Origin of the sequence: Actinomadura sp. 9N215, assembly GCF_044326345.1 — a bacterium.
In the GTDB taxonomy this organism is placed as follows: Bacteria; Actinomycetota; Actinomycetes; order Streptosporangiales; family Streptosporangiaceae; genus Spirillospora.
On record NZ_JBIRBA010000001.1, the window covers coordinates 354,620 to 368,010 of the forward strand.

15 protein-coding genes are annotated in these 13,391 nt (G+C 72.3%); 8 read left to right on the forward strand and 7 right to left on the reverse strand.

The window, feature by feature from the left end; all coding sequences use genetic code 11:
- Positions 1-91 precede the first annotated feature (91 nt).
- Complete coding sequence (locus ACH34T_RS01680) at positions 92-1,810, forward strand: AI-2E family transporter (protein ID WP_395990106.1); 1,719 nt, start codon at positions 92-94, stop codon at positions 1,808-1,810.
- 22 nt (positions 1,811-1,832) lie between these two features.
- Here the strand turns inward: ACH34T_RS01680 and ACH34T_RS01685 are convergent, their stop codons facing one another.
- From ACH34T_RS01685 to ACH34T_RS01700, 4 genes are all read right to left on the reverse strand, one after another.
- Complete coding sequence (locus ACH34T_RS01685; RefSeq protein WP_395990107.1) at positions 1,833-2,624, reverse strand: alpha/beta fold hydrolase; 792 nt, start codon at positions 2,622-2,624, stop codon at positions 1,833-1,835.
- Positions 2,625-2,738: 114 nt separating this feature from the next.
- Entirely contained in the window at positions 2,739-3,461 is a 723-nt protein-coding gene (locus ACH34T_RS01690; RefSeq protein ID WP_395990108.1) for an alpha/beta hydrolase, read from the reverse strand.
- A 9-nt stretch (positions 3,462-3,470) separates the two neighbouring features.
- The gene (locus ACH34T_RS01695; RefSeq protein WP_395990109.1) at positions 3,471-3,788 is read right to left on the reverse strand and encodes an ATP/GTP-binding protein; all 318 of its coding nucleotides are present in this window, start codon (positions 3,786-3,788) and stop codon (positions 3,471-3,473) included.
- Between the two features lie 13 nt (positions 3,789-3,801).
- Complete coding sequence (locus ACH34T_RS01700) at positions 3,802-5,394, reverse strand: 3-hydroxyacyl-CoA dehydrogenase family protein (protein ID WP_395990110.1); 1,593 nt, start codon at positions 5,392-5,394, stop codon at positions 3,802-3,804.
- On the opposite strand from ACH34T_RS01700, the gene ACH34T_RS01705 reads away from it, so the two are divergent.
- Positions 5,393-6,442, forward strand: a complete 1,050-nt coding sequence (locus ACH34T_RS01705; RefSeq protein WP_395990111.1) for an LLM class flavin-dependent oxidoreductase — start codon at positions 5,393-5,395, stop codon at positions 6,440-6,442. The two genes, ACH34T_RS01700 and ACH34T_RS01705, sit on opposite strands and share 2 nt — an antisense overlap.
- Before the next feature lie 51 nt (positions 6,443-6,493).
- Here the strand turns inward: ACH34T_RS01705 and ACH34T_RS01710 are convergent, their stop codons facing one another.
- Both ACH34T_RS01710 and ACH34T_RS01715 read right to left on the reverse strand, forming a co-directional pair.
- Entirely contained in the window at positions 6,494-6,880 is a 387-nt protein-coding gene (locus ACH34T_RS01710) for an SCO5389 family protein (RefSeq protein ID WP_395990112.1), read from the reverse strand.
- Positions 6,881-7,039: 159 nt separating this feature from the next.
- The gene (locus ACH34T_RS01715; protein ID WP_395990113.1) at positions 7,040-7,213 is read right to left on the reverse strand and encodes a hypothetical protein; all 174 of its coding nucleotides are present in this window, start codon (positions 7,211-7,213) and stop codon (positions 7,040-7,042) included.
- 163 nt (positions 7,214-7,376) lie between these two features.
- Here ACH34T_RS01715 and nucS point away from each other — a divergent pair, with 163 nt between their 5' ends.
- The 4 genes from nucS (at position 7,377) to ACH34T_RS01735 (ending at position 10,243) form a co-directional block, all read left to right on the forward strand.
- A complete protein-coding gene (gene nucS / locus ACH34T_RS01720; protein ID WP_395990114.1) occupies positions 7,377-8,057 on the forward strand; it encodes an endonuclease NucS in 681 nt (226 codons plus the stop codon).
- Positions 8,058-8,297: 240 nt separating this feature from the next.
- Positions 8,298-8,705 carry a DUF3224 domain-containing protein gene (locus tag ACH34T_RS01725; protein WP_395990115.1) on the forward strand — a complete coding sequence of 136 codons (408 nt, stop codon included), beginning with the start codon at positions 8,298-8,300 and terminating at the stop codon, positions 8,703-8,705.
- Between the two features lie 56 nt (positions 8,706-8,761).
- Positions 8,762-9,346, forward strand: coding sequence for a TetR/AcrR family transcriptional regulator (locus ACH34T_RS01730; protein WP_395990116.1), 585 nt, complete (start codon positions 8,762-8,764; stop codon positions 9,344-9,346).
- A gap of 108 nt (positions 9,347-9,454) precedes the next feature.
- Positions 9,455-10,243, forward strand: coding sequence for a site-2 protease family protein (locus ACH34T_RS01735; RefSeq protein WP_395990117.1), 789 nt, complete (start codon positions 9,455-9,457; stop codon positions 10,241-10,243).
- A gap of 39 nt (positions 10,244-10,282) precedes the next feature.
- Here ACH34T_RS01735 and ACH34T_RS01740 read toward each other — a convergent pair whose 3' ends face one another.
- The gene (locus ACH34T_RS01740; RefSeq protein WP_395990118.1) at positions 10,283-10,897 is read right to left on the reverse strand and encodes a TetR/AcrR family transcriptional regulator; all 615 of its coding nucleotides are present in this window, start codon (positions 10,895-10,897) and stop codon (positions 10,283-10,285) included.
- Positions 10,898-10,978: 81 nt separating this feature from the next.
- Between ACH34T_RS01740 and ACH34T_RS01745 the strand changes: the two genes are divergently transcribed.
- Both ACH34T_RS01745 and ACH34T_RS01750 read left to right on the forward strand, forming a co-directional pair.
- A complete protein-coding gene (locus tag ACH34T_RS01745; RefSeq protein WP_395990119.1) occupies positions 10,979-11,800 on the forward strand; it encodes an SDR family oxidoreductase in 822 nt (273 codons plus the stop codon).
- Between the two features lie 91 nt (positions 11,801-11,891).
- Entirely contained in the window at positions 11,892-13,391 is a 1,500-nt protein-coding gene (locus ACH34T_RS01750) for an aldehyde dehydrogenase family protein (RefSeq protein WP_395990120.1), read from the forward strand.

Below are 13,391 nucleotides of genomic sequence, written 5' to 3' on the forward strand. Positions count from 1 at the left end.
CTTTCCTACGTCTTACCACGTAGCCGCTTGATCCAGAGCCCGTCGCCACGGGCCGGCGAGCGGCTGCGGCCGGACGGAAGAGGAGAGCGGCGTGCCCGACCAGACCCCCCACGAGGACGGCCCGGAGGCGACGCACGGCGACGCACGACCGGCGACCGACCGCAAGGTCCCGGCGCCCGCCCCGCCCGCCGACGACGCCGAAGACACCCCCGCCCGGCCGGAACCAACCGAGCCCACCGAGCCGACCGAGGACGCCCGGCCGAGCAAGGCCCACGCGCCCGGCGAACCAGCCGACGACGAGCCCACCGAGCCGGAGGAGTCGAACAAGCCCGCCCAGCCCAACGGGCTGGACGAGCCCGACACCCCCGCCAAGGCCAACAGCCCAGCCACGGCCAACAGCTCCACCAAGACCGACACCTCCGCAAAGACACGCAGCTCCGCAAAGACCCGTGGCTCCGCCAAGACGGGCAGGTCTGGTGAGCCGGACGGAGACAACAAGACCGGCGGCGAGTCGAGCGAATCGTCCGAGCCCGGCGAACCGTCCGAGGACGCCATCGCGCCCAGCGGAGCGCTGAAGCCCGAGGAGATCGACGAACCCGTCGGCGAACGCGATCCGTCGACCGGCGCGCCGGTGAACCTCCCGGCGCCGGCCGCGAAGGCGGTGGTCGAAGGGCAGCCGGCGCTCGACCCGGACGCGCCCGACCCCGCGCACGACATCGAGCAGCGCAGGCGCGAGGCGGGCGTCGACCATCGCTTCCCGTTCGGGCGCCCCGGCGAGCCGCTCGGCCGTGCCCACCCGTTCGTGTTCGGGTTCACCGCGGCGCTCGGCGTCATCACCGCGTGGATGCTGGTGCAGGCCGCCTCCAACGCCAAGTCCGTGATCGTGATGATCGTGGTCGCGATGTTCCTCGCGGTCGGGCTGAACCCGGCGGTGGAGCGGCTCCGCAGGTTCGGGCTGCCGCGCAGCGCGGCGGTCGCGGCGGTGTTCCTGGTCGTGATCCTGTTCTTCGCCGGGTTCGTGGCCTCGCTCGTCCAGCCGGTGTCCGAGCAGGTCACCGAGCTGCGCAAGAACATCCCCGAGTACGTCGAGCAGTTGCAGGACAACAAGACGCTGGCCAACTGGGACAAGCGGTACGGGCTGCTCGACCGCGCCGAGGAGACGGTCAAGGGCGAGGACTTCCAGAAGAGCCTCACCGACACCGCCACCGGGATCGGCAAGGTCGCCGTCAGCGGCGTCTTCCAGACGGTCACCATCCTGATCCTGACGCTGTACTTCATGAGCTCGCTGCCGCAGATCAAGACGTTCTTCTACAAGCTGGCGCCGCGCTCGCGAAGAGCGCGGGTCGCGCTGCTCGGCGACGAGATCCTCGACCGGATCGGCGGGTACGTCGCGGGGCAGTTCACGATCGCGTTCATCGCGGGCACGACCTCGTACGTCTTCCTGGCGATCCTCGGGGTGAAGTATGCGCTCGCGCTGGCACTGATCGTCGCGGTGACCGACCTGATCCCGCTGATCGGCGCCACGATCGGCGCGGTGGTGGTGTGCCTGGTCGCGTTCCTGACCGGGGACGTCACCAACCTGATCATCTGCGCGATCTTCTATCTGATCTATCAGCAGGTGGAGAACTACGTCGTCTATCCGCGGGTCATGAAGCGGACGGTCGACGTCCAGCCCGCGGTGACGATCGTGGCGGCGCTGATCGGCGGGGCGCTGCTCGGCGTGGTCGGCGCGCTGCTGGCGATCCCGACGGCGGCGGCGATCTCCCTGCTGATCCGCGAGATCGTCGTGCCCCGCCAGGAGACGATGTAGCCCCGCCGCCTCGCCCCGGTGGCTAGTGGCTGGTGCGGGCGAGGGCGGTGGCGAACTCGGCGACGGCCTGGTTGAACAGGTCGGGCTGCTCGACGGCGCACAGGTGCCCGGCGCGCGGGATGACGAGCAGTTCCGCGTTCGGCATCGCGTCCGCCATGGCGCGGGCCTCGTCCTCGGTGGCGAGGGTGTCCTCGTCCCCGACCATGACGAGCGCGGGGACGCGGAGGCCGCGGAGCGTGTCGAAGGACTCCGGCCGTCCCGCCATGGCGCGCTGCGCCCACGCGGCGGCCTTCGGCGGCGTGGCCTGGACGAGCCCGCGAACCCGCCCGTAGACGAGGGCGCGCTGCCGGTACGTGGTGGGCCCGACGAGCGCGGGCAGCACCTCGTCCACGAGGACCCGCGTGGTGCCGTCGCCGTCGAGCAGGCCCGCCTGCCGCAGCCGGTTCTCCCGGACGGCCCCGGTGTCGGCGGCGGCGCGGGTGGCGGCCAGGACCAGCCCGAGGACGAGGTCGGGATGGCGGCGGCACAGCGCCATCGCCACGTAGCCGCCCATGGAGAGCCCGCCGACCACGGCCCGCCCGACGCCGAGGCGCCGGAACATGCGGGCGACGTCGTCGGCCATCGCGTCGATGGACGGGTCGTCGTCGCCGAGCTGCGAGCCGCCGAAGCCGCGCAGGTCGGGCGTGACGACCCGGAACCGGCTCGCGAGGCCCTCGCGCTGGGCGAGCCACATCGCCGAGGAGAGCGGGAACGCGTGCAGCAGGACGAGCGGCGTGCCGGATCCGACATCCCTGGCGTACAGCTGCACGGTCATAGGCGGTCCTCCCGGACGGCGTCGCCGAGGGCCGCCGTGAACGCGACGGCTCGACCATCGTCTACCCGCTGCCGGGCCTGCGTGACGGGAGTGGCCATGACCGGCCGCGCAGAGTTACTTGTCTGGTTCGTCCCATTCGGTGGGGAGCGGGGCGGCCGCCGGAGCGACCCGCTTCACGATCTCGTTCAGCACGATCCGCACGTACGGCTCGCCGACCCAGAGGTGCTTGGCGTTGTCGACCGCGATCACCTCGGCCTGCGGGACGCGCTTGAACCGCTCCCGCGCCTCCGCCGGACGCAGGTAGTCGTCGAACTCGGGGACGAGCGCGACGACGGGACGTCCGTCGGCGCCCCAGGCGTCCAGCTCGGCGTCGCCCGCGCGCTTCAGCGGCGGGGACAGCAGGATCGCGCCTTCGACCAGCGGGTCGCGCCCCCACTTCAGGGCCAGCTCCGTCCCGAACGACCAGCCGAGCAGCCACGGGCGCGGCAGGTCGTGGTACTCGGTGTACTCCAGGGCCGCCGCCACGTCGAACCGCTCGGTCTCCCCTTCGCCGAACTCGCCCTGGCTCGTGCCGCGCGCCGACGTCGTCCCACGCGTGTTGAACCGCAGCACCGCGACGCCGGCGAGCGCGGGCAGCCGGTAGGACGCCTTGCGCAGCACGTGGCTGTCCATCATGCCCTCGGCCGTGGGCAGCGGATGCAGGCAGACGAGCGTCGCGACCGGCGGCCGGTCGGGCGGCAGCGCCAGCTCGCCGACCAGCTCAAGCCCGTCGGACGTGTGCAGCGTGATGTCCTCGCGCCGCGCCGGCAGCACGCTGGACGCCCTGATCTCCGCCATGAGTCTCCTTCAGTAACGCGGCGCGTTCCGCGACCGCCGCACCCGAGGGGAGCGGCGGGTCCGTGCCTGCCAGCAGGGACGATGCCAATGCCGCCGGTCGTCGCCGCCCTGGTCGTCCGCCGGCCAGGCGACGACGTGCCCGATGCCCGGCGGGATCTCCTGGTCGCATCCGGGGCACCGGTACGCCTTGACGGCACCGGCCCCGGACACGGCCCGGACGACCCATTCCCCGTCCGGCCCCTCCTCGGTCTCCTGAGCCCACGACCCGCCCCCGCCGCCCTTGTCCGGGCGGCCGGAAGGGGCGCGACGATTCTTCCGGGGGCTCATGCTCCGAGGATATTCAGCGCAGCGGGCGGCCCGCCGTGACGTGCTCCACAAGGAGGGGGTCGGGGGCGAGGGCGGGATCGCGGGTCTCGGTGTGGAGGGCCCGCAGGACGGTGACCGCGCGGTCCAGGCCGAGCCGGTCGAGGTCGGCGATCGGGCCGGTGGGGTAACCGCAGCCGAGCGTCATCGCGGCGTCGATCGAGTCGGCGTCGGCGTATCCGGCGCCGAGCATGGCGGCGGCGTCGTTCAGGTACGGGAAGCGGAGGGCGTCCACGATGAACCCGGCGCGGTCGCGGCAGCGGACGGCGGTGAGGCCGAGGCGTCCGGCGAGGTCGGCGGCCCGGTCGGCGACGTCGGGCGCGGTCGCGACGGTGGCGGCGATCTCGGCCAGCGGAGCCGCCGTGGCCGTGGCCGCCGGGTCGGGGAGGTGCAGGCCGATGACGTCGGCGGGACGTCCGGTCGCCATGGCCTGCCGGATCACCGTCCCGTCCGCGGACGTGACCGCGAGCACCGTGCCCGGCTTGACGGCCTGCGCGGCGGTGGACAGCAGCGCCCGCCCGGCCTCGGCGTCCTCCGCGGCCTCGATGACCAGGTCGCAGCCCGCCAGCTCGGCGGCGGAGGCGCGGACCCGGGAGCCCGCCCGGTCGCACAGCGCGGCGATCGCGTCCGCGAGCGGGCCGACGCCGACGACGCCGACGACGGGCGGCGGGCCACCCGGGGCCTCCGCCGCGGGCGCGGGGGCCTCGGCGCCGTCGTGGACGTAGAAGCCGCGGCCGGTCTTGCGGCCGAGCAGCCCGGCGGTGACGAGCTCGCGGAGCAGCGGCGAGGCGGCGTGCCTGCGGTCGCGGGACTCGGCGTAGATCGCGTCCAGGACCTGGAGGCAGGTGTCGAGGCCGATCAGGTCCATGAGGGCGAACGGGCCCATCGGCAGCCCAGCGCCGGTCTTCATCGCGGTGTCGATGTCGTCGCGGGTGGCGTGCCCGGACTCCAGCATCCCCGCGGCCTGGTTCAGGTAGCCGAAGAGCAGCCGGTTCGCGACGAACCCGGCGCGGTCCCCGATCGTGACGGGCGTCTTGCCGAGGCCCTTGACCAGCTCGGCGACGCGGGCGACGGCGTCCGGCTCGGTGCGGACGGTCGCGATGACCTCGACGAGCTTCATCACCGGCGCCGGGTTGAAGAAGTGCACCCCGACGACCTTGGCGGGACGGCCCGTCCCGGCGGCGATGTCGGTGACCGGCAGCGAGGAGGTGTTCGTGGCGAGGACGGCGTCGTCGCGGCACACCCGGTCCAGCTGGTCGAACACCTTGCGCTTCAGGTCGAGCCGCTCCGGGACGGCCTCGACGACCAGGTCGCAGCCGCCCAGGTCGGCGAAGTCGACGGAGAGCGCGACCCGGCCGAGGATCTCCCGCCGCGCCTCCTCGGTGAGGCGCCCGCGCTTGACGGCCCGTCCGGTGGACGTCTCCAGATGCTCGCGTCCGCGTTCCAGCGCGTCCCGGTCCACCTCGATGCCGACGACGGAGAGGCCGCCGCGTGCCAGCACCTCGGCGATGCCCGCGCCCATCGTGCCCAGTCCGACGACCCCGACCCTGCTGAACGATCGACCAGTCATGGACGGCAGTCTCGCAGAGCGCGCACGCGTCCACGATGCCGGGTACGACGGGGACGTGCGCCTCGGAATCTTCCTCCTCGCCGCCCGTTTCCCCGGCCAGGACGACGCCTCAGCCCTCTCCCGGACCATCGACGCGGCCGTCGCCGCCGAACGCGCCGGGTTCGACGACGTGTGGCTCGCGGAACATCACTTCATGTCGTACGGGGTCGTCCCGTCGGCGACCGTCCTCGCCGGGCACATCTTGGCCGTCACCGGCCGGATCGACGTGGGGACGGCGGTCAGCGTCCTGTCCAACCAGCATCCGGTGGCGCTGGCCGAGCAGGCGGCGATGCTGTCGCTGCTGTCCGGCGGACGGTTCCGCCTGGGCGTCGGACGCGGCGGGCCGTGGCGCGACCTGGAGGTCTTCGGCACCGGCCTCGACCGCTACGAGCACGGCTTCGCCGAGTCACTGGACCTGCTGCTGGCGTGGCTTCGCTCCGACCGGGTCGCGTGGTCCGGGGAGCAGTTCCGGTTCCGTGAGGTGCCGGTCGTCCCGCGCGCGCTTGTCCCGCCGCCGGTGGCGGTCGCGTGCACGTCCCCGTCCACGGAGGCGCTGGCCGCGGAGCGGGGCCTGCCGATGCTGCTGGGCATGCACATCGGACCGGACGACAAAGCCGCCGCCGTCGCCCGCCACGGCCTGCCGGACGCCCCGCACATCTCGACCCACGTGGCGCAGGTCGCCGACACGCGAGAGGAGGCCGTCAAAACGCTCATGGACGAGATGCCGCGCTGGCTCGGACCCGGCCTGGAAGGATACGTCGCCGTGGACGATCGTCCGCGGCCGTCCCGCGACCCGGTCGGCTACACGCGCCGCATGTGCGAGCTACATCCCGTGGGTTCGCCGGACGACTGCGTGGAGTCGCTCGTGACCGCCGCCGAACGCACCGGCATCCGGCATCTGATCCTGCTGGTCGAGGCCGCGGGGTCGCGGGAGGCCACGCTGGAGAACATCGCCCGGCTCGGCGCGGACGTCCTCCCCGGGGTCCGCTCCGCCGTCCCCGCGAAATGACGCGCGGCGCGCCGAGGGGGCTCGGCGCGCCGCGACGGTCGTGCGGTCGGGTCAGCAGTCGCGGAGTTCGGGCGACTGGTTGAGGATCTGTTCGCGGGCCGTGACGAACGTCCGGTAGGTGTCCGAGCCGCCGTCCGGGAAGACGGCGACGCGGTGGCAGTTCTGGAAGGCCAGCCGGACGCCGAAGTACCGCTCCAGCGCCCCGCGCATCGCGTCGCTCGCGAGCACCCGGAGCAGCTGGCCGCGGGCCTGCTCGTCCGGCGGCGGCGTCTGGTTGTCGGCGAACTCGCCGCCGTCCACCTGCAGCCGGGCCACCAGGCCGCTGATCATGTCCCAGGCGTAGGGCAGGGACGTCTTGATGCACTCGACGAACTGCGCGTCGCCGACCTCGCCCTGCTTCGCCGTCTCCAGGAGTTCCGGGGTCACGTCAAGAGACATTGCGGGGGTCCTTTCGTCGGATGCCCACGACGCTAATCACGCCTCCGGAAGATTTCCAGGGTTGACAAAGGTTTTCATTCCGCTATGTCCAGCCGCCCGGGCGACCCCGCGTCCCGGCCGTTCCCTGCGTCCCGGTCGCCCCCGCGAGCCGGGACGCGGTCAGCGCGGCTGCGCGGCGCCGTGCCCGGACGGACGCCGCCGGACCGGACGGGCGGCCGCCCGCTCGGCGCGCTCCGCCCAGTACTCGCGGGCGCGGCGCGCCATCCGGGCGGTCCGGACGGCGCTCGCCTCGGCCCGCCGGTCACGGGCCCGGTCCCGCATGATCGATCGCATGATGTCGTGGTGGTACACGGCCCCTCCCAGGTACTGCCCGGCCGATGAGCACGGCCCGGCAGTTAAGAGACTCGTCCTAAGGCCCCCTCCCCCACATCGGCACGACGCCTTATATCGGGCGTCCGGGCGCCTTAGCCGTCCGCCCACACTAGGGTTGGTCGCCGTGCGTCTCGTTATCGCCCGGTGCAGCGTCGACTACGCCGGAAAGCTCACCGCCCACCTGCCGATGGCGCTCCGCCTGATCCTGATCAAGGCGGACGGGAGCGTCAGCGTCCACGCGGACGACCGCGCCTACAAGCCCCTCAACTGGATGAACCCGCCCTGCTCGCTGCGCGAGGAGCCGCACGAGGAGAACGGCGCCGTCGCCCGCTGGACGGTCACGCACGGCAAGTCGGGCGAGCGGCTCATCCTCACCATCGAGGAGTTCCTGCACGACACCAGCCACGAGCTGGGCATCGACCCGGGCCTGCAGAAGGACGGCGTCGAGGCGCACCTCCAGGAGCTGCTCGCCGAGCACATCACCACGCTCGGGAACGGCTGGTCGCTGATCCGCCGCGAGTTCCCCACCGCGATCGGCCCGGTCGACATCCTGTGCCGGGACGCCGCCAGCGCCACCGTCGCCATCGAGATCAAACGGCGCGGCGAGATCGACGGCGTCGAGCAGCTCACCCGCTACCTGGAGCTCCTCAACCGCGACCCGCACCTCGCGCCCGTCCGCGGCGTGTTCGCGGCCCAGGAGATCAAGCCGCAGGCCCGCGTCCTCGCCACCGACCGCGGCATCGACTGCGTCACCCTCGACTACGACGCCCTCCGCGGCATCGAACACGAGGGCACCCTCTTCTGACCCCACAATTGTGGTTCTTGGACGAGTGAGATTCCGCTACTTGGACTGGACCTCAGCCGGAGTCACGGGTCGTGCGGCCGGAGGCGCCCCGCGCCGGAGGTCGCACGACCCGACGGCCGGGGGTTCCAGGGGGTCGCCCCCTGGGCCAACACAGTGCCGGGGGTTCCAGGGGGTCGCCCCCTGGGCCAACACAGTGCCGGGGGTTCCAGGGGGTCGCCCTCCTGGGTAAATACTGCGGGCATGACTTTTCAAGCCAGCGGCAGCTTCGACATCGACGCGTGGGAAGCCGAGAAGCCCTACGACGAGCGCGACGGCACCAAGCTGACCCGGGTCCACGTCGGCAAGACGTTCCACGGCGACCTCGTCGGGACGAGCAGCAGCGAACTGATCACCGTGGAGTCCGCCGCAGGGCCCGTCGCGTACGTGGGGGTCGAGCACGTCCAGGGCATCCTGCACGGGCGGGAGGGGACGTTCGTCCTGCAGCACAGCGCGGGCAGTGAGGACGGCACGCCCGACACGCAGTGGCTGCGGTGGCTGATCGTCCCGACGTCGGGCACGGGCGAGCTGGCGGGCATCCGCGGCGTCGGCCAGATCACCGTCGCCGAGGACGGCGGCCACACCTGGGCGCTGGAGTACACGCTCGACTGAGACCGCGCGGGCGGCGGCGGAGCGGCGATATGGCGGGCGGCCGGTAATGTGCAGGCATGCCCCCGGTCACCACCGACGCGACACGCGAGCGGATCATCGACGCGGCCGAGGAATGCTTCGGCCGTTTCGGCGTGGCCAAGACGACCGTCGAGGACATCGCGGCCGCGGCGAACCTGTCGCGCGCCACCGTGTACCGCAGCGTCACCGGCGGGCGGGACGAGCTGATCCTGGCCGTGCTGATGCGCGACCTGCGCCGGTTCCTCGACCGGCTCGCCGAGCGGCTGCGCGGCGAGCGGTCGGTGCCGGAGGCGATCGTGGAGGGCACGCTGGACGCCGTCGAGTACGCCCGGCGCGAGCCGGCCGTCGCGCATTTCCTGGCGCCGGAGGCGGCGGGCCACATGCAGGCGGCGGTGGCGGGCGCGGCGGAGCACGTGCTCGCGCTGTGCTGCGAGTACGTCCGGCCGCACTTCGAGCGGGCGCAGCGGCAGCGGACGCTCAGGGCCGACATCGAGGTGGAGGGGACGGTGGAGTTCCTCTTCCGGATCATCACCTCGCTGATCGTCATGGACCGGGACCGGGACGCCGACGGGTCGCGCCGCTTCCTGCGCACCTATGTCGTTCCCGTCATCGCGGCGCCATGACCGCGGCGAGGCGGTAGCTTCCGTGATGGCGGCGAGGATCAGGCGGGACGCGACGGGCGGGACGGACGGGACGCCGGACGGCCGGCATGGCGAGAGGGGCCGGGAACGATGACAGGAACTGCGCACGGGACGCGAGGGGGCGCGGCGGTCCGGCCGAGCCCGGTGTTCCTCGCGATCGTGGCGGCGACCGTCCTGTGCGGCCTGATCGCCTGGCGGTACGGGGAGAACCCGACGAGGTCCGCGCGGCTGGCGCTGTTCGGGTTCGTCCTGTCGGCGTGGGTGCTGTCGCTGTGCCTGCACGAGTTCGGACACGCCTACATGGCGTACCGGTCGGGCGACCGCGGCGTCATCGCCAAGGGCTACCTGACGCTGAACCCGCTGAAGTACTCGGACATGCTGCTCAGCTTCCTGATCCCGGTGGTGTTCATCCTGCTCGGCGGGATCGGGCTGCCCGGCGGCGCCGTCTGGATCGACCGGCACGTCATCCCGGGCAGGCTCCGGCACAGCCTGATCTCGGCGGCGGGGCCGCTGTCGAACGCGATGTTCGCGGTGATGCTCGCCGTCCTCTACAAGAACTTCGCCCACCAGGACCACGGCGTCTTCTGGCTGGGCGTGGCCTTCCTGGCGTTCTTGCAGGTCACGGCCGCTGTCCTGAACCTGCTGCCGATTCCCGGGCTGGACGGCTTCGGGATCATCGAGCCCTATCTGCCGCGGCGGTGGGCCGACCAGCTCGGCTCCTACGGCGGCTACGTGTTCCTCATCCTGATCGCCCTGCTGTGGCTGGACCCGGTCAACGAGGCCTTCTTCGACTTCGTCTACAACATCACGGACGTGCTGGGCCTGGACGAGCTGCCGATCCAGTTCGGCCACTCGCTCTTCCAGTGGTGGAACGACTGATCCGGCCGACCGGCTGGTTAGGCTGCTCGGCTGGTCCGGTCAGCCGGGTCCGGCGAGGTGGCGGACGATGCGGCGGAGCTGCTCGGCGTAGCGTTCCTGGAACTCGGGCGAGCCGGGGTCGAGCCCGAAGACGCGGCGGACGGCCAGCGGCATCGTGACGGGCGCCGCGACCATGGCCATCATCGCCAGCATGACGGCGGCCGGGTCCAGGTCGCCGGCGAATTCGCCCGCGGCCTGGCGGCGTTCCAGGTCGGACAGGTCCTCGCGGTCGCCGGGCGGGACGTCGTCGAGGTCCTCGGTGAGGCCGCGCCACGCGTTCAGCCGCGTCCCGCGCGGGTCGTCCAGCACGTGCCGGAGATACCGGACCATGATCTCGTCGAACGGCGCGGCCGGGTCGTTGAACTCGGCCTCCCGCTCCAGCCAGCGCTGCCCGATCGCGCAGTACAGGCCCTCCTTACCGCCGAAGTAGTAGTTGATCAGCTGCTTGTTGACGCCGGCGCGGTCGGCGATGTCCTGGACGCGGGCCCCCGCGTAGCCCTTGGCGGAGAACTCGTCCAGCGCGGCGTCCAGCAGCAGCCGCCGCGAGCGTTCGGCGTCGAGTTTGCGCTCGTCGGGGGCCGGGGCCCGCCGCGAGCGGCGCGTGGTGTCCGTCACGCCCCCATGCTAGCCGCCCGCCTGAAGGCATCATCCATCCAGCTGGTTGACATTTTCATCCAGTTGGTTGAACATGGGCGCATGATACTTGTGACCGGAGCGACCGGAAACGTCGGCCGCCATGTCGTCGGCGAACTGCTCTGCGCGAACGCCAAGGTCCGCGCCCTGACCCGCGACCCCGCCACCGCGCGGCTGCCGAGCGACGCCGAGGTGGCCCGCACCGATGAGCTGCCCCTGGACGGCATCACCTCGATCTTCCTCAACCCGGCCGTGTTCTGGAACGGCGTGGACGACCTGCTGTCCCGCGCGGCCGGCCACGGCGTCCGCCGCGTCGTGCTGCTGTCGTCGTCCGCCGCCCTCGCGCCCGACCCGTCCAGCGAGCTCGCCGCGCGGCACCTGGACATCGAGCGGGCGATCGAGGACTCCGGGATGGAATGGACGTTCGCGCGTCCCGGCGAGTTCGCGTCCAACGCCCTGGCCTGGCGGGACGCGATCCGCGCCGGCGACGCCGTCCGCGAGCCGTACGCGGCGGCGCGCACCGAGCCGATCCACGAACGCGACGTCGCGGCCGTCGCCGCGAAGGCCCTGCTCACCGACCACCTCGTCGGCGCCAGGCCGGTGCTGAGCGGCCCCGAGTCGATCACGCGGCCGGAGATGGTCCGGCTGATCGGCGAGGCGGCCGGCCTGCCGGCGCGCTTCGAGGAGATCACACCGGAGGAGGCCCGGAAGGAGCTCCTCGCCCGCCCCTACATGCGCGAGGGCCTGGTGGACGACCTGCTCCGCCTGCGCGCCGGGGCCGTCGGCGTCCCGTCCGCGCCGTCTCCCGAGGTCGAGCGCATCACCGGCCGTCCCGCCCGGACGTTCGCGGAGTGGGCCGCCGATCACGCGGACGACTTCCGGTGATCCGGCCGTTCACGCTTGGGCCTAGGGTGGTTTACTAACGGGTATCCGCCCGCAAGCAGGCACTTACACGGTCCCTCCCGGGAGGTTCCTCATGTCCGTGGCCACGGAGAGCACCGAGACGTTCGCGTCGCTGAATCCGGCCACCGGCGAGGTCGTCGCCGAGCATCCCGTCCAGGACGCCGCCGCCGTGGCCGCGGCCGTCGAGCGCGCCCGGGAGGCGGCCGGCTGGTGGCGGGCCCTCGGCTGGAAGGAGCGCCGGCTCCGGCTGCTGAACGTCAAGGGCTCGCTCACCCGCAACCTCAACCGGATGGCCGAGCTCATCCACCAGGAGACCGGCAAGCCGCTGCAGGACGCCCAGCTTGAGACGATCATGGCGATCACGCATCTGGACTGGGCGGCCCGGAACGCCCAGAAGGTCCTCGGGGCGCGCAGCGTCTACCCGGGCATCATGGCGATCAACCAGAAGTGCGTGCTGGAGTACCAGCCGCTCGGCGTCGCCGGCGTGATCGGCCCGTGGAACTATCCGATCTTCACGCCGATGGGCTCGATCGCGTACGCGCTGGCCGCGGGCAACGCGGTCGTGTTCAAGCCGTCGGAGTTCACCCCGGGCGTGGGGGTGTACCTTGCCGAGCTCTTCGCCGCGGTCGTCCCCGAGCACCCCGTCCTGCAGACGGTCACCGGCTTCGGCGAGACCGGCGCGGCGCTCGCGTCCTCCCCCGGCGTCAACAAGATCGCGTTCACCGGCTCGACCCGGACCGCCAAGCGCGTCATGGCCGCCTGCGCCGAGAACCTCACGCCGATCATCGCCGAATGCGGCGGCAAGGACGCCTGCATCGTCGACGCCGACGCCGACCTCGACGCCGCCGCCGACGCCGCGCTCTGGGGCGCCATGTCGAACGCCGGGCAGACCTGCATCGGCGTCGAGCGGATCTACGTCGTCGACGAGGCGTACGACAGGTTCCTGGGCGCGCTCACCGAGAAGGCGCGCGACCTGCGTCCCGGCTTCGACCGCGCGGCCGCCTACGGGCCGATCACGATGCCCGGCCAGCTCGACATCATCGAACGCCACATCAAGGACGCGCTCGCCAAGGGCGGGAAGGCCGTCGTGGGCGGCGCCGAGTCCGTGCGCAAGCCGTACGTGGAGCCGGTCGTGCTGACGAACGTGCCGGACGACTCGTCCGCCGTCCGCGAGGAGACGTTCGGCCCGACGATCACCGTCCACCGCGTCAAGGACCTCGACGAGGCGGTCGAGAAGGCGAACCGGACCGCCTACGGCCTCGCCGGGACGATCTTCTCCGGGGACAGGTCCCGCGCCATGGACGCCGCCCGCCGGATGCGGTCCGGCATGACGTCCATCAACGCGTTCGCCGCGTTCGCCCAGGTCGCCGCGCTGCCGTTCGGCGGGGTCGGCGAGTCGGGGTTCGGCCGCATCCATGGCGCTGACGGGCTGCGCGAGTTCACCCGCCCGAAGGCCATCACCCGGCAGCGGTTCGCGACCGTGAACGTGACCTCGTTCGCCCGCGGCGAGAAGGAGATGAACCGCGTCCTCGGGATGATCAACATGATCCACGCCCGCCGCTACAAGCGCTGA

Bases quoted from the DNA above. Each gene is read 5' to 3' on its own strand.
- ACH34T_RS01725 (WP_395990115.1), top strand. From the start codon at position 8,298: ATGACTTTTCAAGCCAGCGGCAGCTTCGACATCGACGCGTGGGAAGCC.
- ACH34T_RS01710 (WP_395990112.1), bottom strand. From the start codon at position 6,880: ATGTCTCTTGACGTGACCCCGGAACTCCTGGAGACGGCGAAGCAGGGC.
- ACH34T_RS01685 (WP_395990107.1), bottom strand. From the start codon at position 2,624: ATGACCGTGCAGCTGTACGCCAGGGATGTCGGATCCGGCACGCCGCTC.
- ACH34T_RS01730 (WP_395990116.1), top strand. From the start codon at position 8,762: ATGCCCCCGGTCACCACCGACGCGACACGCGAGCGGATCATCGACGCG.
- ACH34T_RS01745 (WP_395990119.1), top strand. From the start codon at position 10,979: ATGATACTTGTGACCGGAGCGACCGGAAACGTCGGCCGCCATGTCGTC.
- ACH34T_RS01735 (WP_395990117.1), top strand. From the start codon at position 9,455: ATGACAGGAACTGCGCACGGGACGCGAGGGGGCGCGGCGGTCCGGCCG.
- ACH34T_RS01700 (WP_395990110.1), bottom strand. From the start codon at position 5,394: ATGACTGGTCGATCGTTCAGCAGGGTCGGGGTCGTCGGACTGGGCACG.
- ACH34T_RS01750 (WP_395990120.1), top strand. From the start codon at position 11,892: ATGTCCGTGGCCACGGAGAGCACCGAGACGTTCGCGTCGCTGAATCCG.
- ACH34T_RS01690 (WP_395990108.1), bottom strand. From the start codon at position 3,461: ATGGCGGAGATCAGGGCGTCCAGCGTGCTGCCGGCGCGGCGCGAGGAC.
- ACH34T_RS01705 (WP_395990111.1), top strand. From the start codon at position 5,393: ATGGACGGCAGTCTCGCAGAGCGCGCACGCGTCCACGATGCCGGGTAC.
- ACH34T_RS01695 (WP_395990109.1), bottom strand. From the start codon at position 3,788: ATGAGCCCCCGGAAGAATCGTCGCGCCCCTTCCGGCCGCCCGGACAAG.
- ACH34T_RS01715 (WP_395990113.1), bottom strand. From the start codon at position 7,213: ATGCGATCGATCATGCGGGACCGGGCCCGTGACCGGCGGGCCGAGGCG.